Source organism: Gottfriedia luciferensis, assembly GCF_002156865.1.
Lineage (GTDB): Bacteria > Bacillota > Bacilli > Bacillales > Bacillaceae_G > Gottfriedia > Gottfriedia luciferensis.
The window spans coordinates 1-4721 of record NZ_NCTA01000080.1; the positions used below are offsets into that span (position 1 = coordinate 1).

Annotated in this window: 3 protein-coding genes and 3 rRNA genes; all 6 read right to left on the bottom strand. The window is 33.8% G+C overall.

Going from position 1 to position 4721, the window contains the following annotated elements; genetic code table 11:
* Positions 1 to 181, bottom strand: a 16S ribosomal RNA gene (locus B7R67_RS21710); the annotation flags it as partial.
* Positions 182 to 511: 330 nt separating this feature from the next.
* The gene (locus B7R67_RS21715; RefSeq protein WP_158095169.1) at positions 512 to 1570 is read right to left on the bottom strand and encodes a HAMP domain-containing sensor histidine kinase; all 1059 of its coding nucleotides are present in this window, start codon (positions 1568 to 1570) and stop codon (positions 512 to 514) included.
* Positions 1567 to 2241 carry a response regulator transcription factor gene (locus B7R67_RS21720; protein WP_088073078.1) on the bottom strand — a complete coding sequence of 225 codons (675 nt, stop codon included), beginning with the start codon at positions 2239 to 2241 and terminating at the stop codon, positions 1567 to 1569. The genes B7R67_RS21715 and B7R67_RS21720 overlap by 4 nt, the downstream gene beginning before the upstream one ends.
* 27 nt (positions 2242 to 2268) lie before the next feature.
* Complete coding sequence (locus B7R67_RS21725; RefSeq protein WP_088073079.1) at positions 2269 to 4023, bottom strand: ABC transporter ATP-binding protein; 1755 nt, start codon at positions 4021 to 4023, stop codon at positions 2269 to 2271.
* Between the two features lie 168 nt (positions 4024 to 4191).
* Positions 4192 to 4307: ribosomal RNA gene (gene rrf, locus B7R67_RS21730) — 5S ribosomal RNA — on the bottom strand.
* A gap of 55 nt (positions 4308 to 4362) precedes the next feature.
* Positions 4363 to 4721, bottom strand: a 23S ribosomal RNA gene (locus B7R67_RS21735); the annotation flags it as partial.

Genomic DNA, 4721 nt, shown 5'->3' on the forward strand with positions numbered 1-4721 from the left:
TGTCATCCGGTATTAGCTCCGGTTTCCCGAAGTTATCCCAGTCTTATAGGTAGGTTGCCCACGTGTTACTCACCCGTCCGCCGCTAACTAATTGGAGCAAGCTCCAATTAGTCCGCTCGACTTGCATGTATTAGGCACGCCGCCAGCGTTCGTCCTGAGCCAGGATCAAACTCTCCATAAAAGTTAAGTTTAAATCTTGTATTGCTCAAAAAACTAATAATTGACGTTTACTTCATGTTTTGTTTAGTTTTCAAAGTTCACTTTGTCACTCGTAAGCGACTTATAATATAATATCATGAAACAGTTTATTATGTCAATAACTATTTTAATATTATTTTCTGTCCACTTGTTTTGAATTAATGTGACAACGTTTAATAATATAACACTATTTTTCAATGTGTGCAATCCTTTTTTAATAAAAAAGATAATGTTTTTCATTATAGTAAAAGAATATTAAAATTCAAACCACTCTTCCTATAGTCATGATAAAACATTATCCTACTTATGTTACTCAAGTAGGAAGCTCTACAATAAAGATTGAGCCTTTACCTACTTCACTTTTTACGTAAACTATACCATTATGCATCTCAATAATTTTCTTCACAATTGATAAACCTAAACCATTTCCAACTGTAGTTCTGTCCCTTGATTTATCAGCTTTATAAAACCTTTCAAAAATATGAACCTGATCTTCATCGGAAATACCAATTCCAGTATCTTGAACTTTAATTAAAACTTTGTCGTTTTCTTGATTTACTGATACGTCTATTTCTCCATTATTTGGGGTGAATTTTATACTATTTGTAATTAAGTTCATCCAAACCTGATTTAATAGAGATTCATCACCAACTATATCAACTTTACTTAGATTAACGGTCATTTTAATATTTTTCTCTACTATTTGAGGTTCACAACTCAACAATACATACATTAACTGGCTATTCAATGAAAAACTGGATTTTTCTAACGGCGTACTCTGCGATTCAAGTGATGTTAACTTGAGAAGATTATCACTAAGCTTTGATAATCGGCTACTTTCAAACTCAATGATATTTAAATACTGTTTTCTCTCTTCTAATGGTAAATCTTCATTTTGAAGAACTTTTGCAAATCCTTTTATAGATGTTAATGGGGATTGTATTTCATGAGATACATTTGAAATGAACTCCTGTCTCATACTTTCCATTTGGTTTAAATTAACGGCCATATGGTTAAAACTATCAATTATTTTACCAATTTCACCACCAAATGCATTTCGAAATTTCTCAAGATCCACCGATACATTAAACTCTCCTCTAGATATACTTCTAATTGCTTGAAGAATTTCTTTTACCATTTTCATCTGTTTCGGATGATGGAAGACCCTACCGAAAATAGCTCCTGCAAGCATAAGTAGAAGAAAAGTTAAAAATGTGTTTATGATCTGTTTGGTTAAATCAGATAAATTAGTTAAATAATGGGCGTAAAAATAACTAGTTGAATAGTGCACTATAACACTACCAACAGCAATTACAGTCGTTAATAATAATATAGCACCTAGAGCATCCCTAATTTTTTTAAGTATTTTCATTTTGCAATCTCCATTCGGTACCCTAATCCCCATACAGTGGAAATTTTAAAACCAAATTCTTTTTCAGGAAATCTTTCTCTTAAGCGTTTAATATGAACATCTACCGTTCTTTCGTCACCTTCATAGTCAAATCCCCAAATATTTTCGATTAATTGTTCTCTCGAATACGTACGACCTAATGAGCTAGCCAAAGTAAACAGTAATTCTAATTCCTTTAAAGGAAGATTTATTACTCGATTATCATTTAATACTTTAAAATTACCGTGGTCTATCGTTAAGTTACCTATTTGGACAACTTGGGACGAAGAAATTTTCGATCTTCTTAACAACGCTTTCACCCGAACAATTAATTCAACTGGTTCAAATGGCTTAACAATATAATCATCCGTACCTAATTTAAATCCTTTAACTTTTTGTTCTGTTTCACCTTTAGCAGTTAGCATAATAATCGGAAGATCATACTCATTTCTAATTTCTCTACAGAGCTCAAATCCATCCATTTTAGGCATCATGACATCTATTATTAACATATCAATTTTGTTCTCTTCAAAAACGACTATGGCTTCAACCCCATTTGTTGCTTCGAAAATAGTAAACCCTTCCTTACTAAGGAGTACACTTAGCAATTTACGAATATTTGGATCATCATCTACAATTAATATACTAGTCATGAGCACTACATCCTTTCCTTTATCACGTTATCCGGCACTACTTACTCTTAATTGTTGATCTGCAAATTCTTTATATATCGGATGATCACCATATAATTCTTCATGTGTTCCAATGCCAGTTATTTTTCCTTTATCTAAAAAGATAATTTGATCTGCGTCTATAACAGTTGAAAGACGGTGAGCAATTATTAAAGTAGTTCTCCCTTTCATTAAATTAGAAAGTGCGTTTTGAACAACTAGTTCCGATCGACTGTCGAGGTTTGAAGTCGCTTCATCTAACATTAATAATTTAGGATTTCTTAATAATGCTCTAGCAATACCAATACGTTGTCTTTGTCCTCCTGATAACTTTATTCCTCTTTCTCCAACCTCTGTTTCGTATCCAGTCGGCAATTCACATACAAATTGATCTACATATGCCATTGCTGATACGCTTGCCAATTCTTTATCTGAAATTTCCCTATCAATTCCATAACAAATATTTTCTTTAATCGTTCCTACAATTAGAGGACTTTCTTGTGCTACGTAACCGATTTGTTTTCTCCAACTTCCCAAATTAAAGTTTTCTATTGAGTTACTTCCAATTGTTATTTCACCCTTTGTAGGAGAATAAAATCGTTCAATCAATGAAAATAATGTAGTTTTACCACTTCCACTAGGACCGACAATGGCAGTTACTTTACCAGGTTGTATAGTAAAATTAAGATTTTTTAAAATCTCGTCCTCTTTGTAGGCAAAGTTCAGGCTACTAATATTTATCGGTAAATTGATATCTATTTCCTCATCACCAAATTGATAATCTTCTTCTTCCAGCTCCAATATACCAATCATTCTTTCAGTAGCACCTTTTGTTTTTTGAAGTTCTGTAAAAAAGTGTGTAATTTGTGTTATTGGAAAGATAATTTGAAATAAGTATAAAATATAAGCTACTAAAGCTCCTGCAGTTAATGCACCAGAAGAAACTCTAACACCCCCGTATCCAATAATAACGATTAAAATAAGCATCAATACAAGAGAAACAATTGGTCCAATTAAAGAATGTAATTTACCTTCTTTAATACCAAAAGTTAATAATTTATCGATTCCTTTGCTACCATTCTTTATCTCAGTTGATTCTGCATTTGAAACTTTTACCAATCTAATCTCCGAAAAAACTTGGCTGATCAGTGAAGTAAATTTAGCTGTTTCGTCTTGAGCAGCTTTCGATAACTTTGCCATTTGCTTCCCAATTGGAATAAAAATTAGAATTATGACAGGAATAATACTAAAAGTAACTAATGTCATTTTCCAATCCAATATTAGTAATAATATAAAAGATCCAATAATAGAAATAATTCCAGTTAAAAAATTCGTTATATGCTCTGTAATTAATCCTTTTAAAATAGCCGTGTCATTTGTAACTCGACTAACATTTTCTCCTGTTTGACTTTCATCATAATAAGGAATTGGAAGTACAATCATTTTTTTCCATAATTTATGTCTCACATTTGCTACAACTGTATTTCCTACTCGACTAAGTAGATAAATAGAAGTTGCAGAAAAGATTGCTTGTAATAACAAAACAGCTACAAAAACTGCTATTTGTCCTGCACTTAACGATGAAATAGAAAAGCCATCCACGAATTTCTTTGTTAGTAACGGTAATAGTAAACCTACTAATGTAGTTGTCACACTAAGTAAGACACCTATTACGAATAGCAATTTTGGTGGATTTGCGTCCTTTATTAAAGCGATGAAATTCTTCCAACCACTTTTTTGATTACTATTTTTTTCTTCCTTCATTTCTTCACTCCTAATTACCACTAAATTTTATCTACTGTACTTTTAAAATTTACTACTAAAATATGAATAAAGAATGAACTACTACTTCTTAAAAAGATAAATATGTATAAAAAAGTTAAAGGTATTAAACGCAAAAAAACATCAGCCTATAAGCTGATGTTTTTGTTTACCAGGCGACGTTCTACTCTCACAGGGGGAAACCCCCAACTACCATCGACGCTGAAGAGCTTAACTGCCGTGTTCGGTATGGGAACGGGTGTGACCTCTTCGCAATAATCACCTGATTGATTGAGTTGTACTTCGTACCCTCAAAACTAGATAATGTCATTATCAAACTTGTTAGTTAAGTCCTCGACCGATTAGTATCAGTCAGCTCCACGTGTCACCACGCTTCCACCTCTGACCTATCAACCTGATCGTCTCTCAGGGGTCTTACTAGCTTAACGCTATGGGAAATCTCATCTTGAGGGGGGCTTCATGCTTAGATGCTTTCAGCACTTATCCCTTCCACACATAGCTACCCAGCCATGCTCTTGGCAGAACAACTGGTACACCAGCGGTGTGTCCATCCCGGTCCTCTCGTACTAAGGACAGCTCCTCTCAAATTTCCTGCGCCCACGACGGATAGGGACCGAACTGTCTCACGACGTTCTGAACCCAGCTCGCGTACCGCTTTAATGGGCGAACAGCCCAACCCT

Excerpts from the sequence above, each read along its gene's own strand:
- B7R67_RS21715 (WP_158095169.1), bottom strand. The coding sequence starts at position 1,570 with ATGAAAATACTTAAAAAAATTAGGGATGCTCTAGGTGCTATATTATTA.
- B7R67_RS21720 (WP_088073078.1), bottom strand. The coding sequence starts at position 2,241 with ATGACTAGTATATTAATTGTAGATGATGATCCAAATATTCGTAAATTG.
- B7R67_RS21725 (WP_088073079.1), bottom strand. The coding sequence starts at position 4,023 with ATGAAGGAAGAAAAAAATAGTAATCAAAAAAGTGGTTGGAAGAATTTC.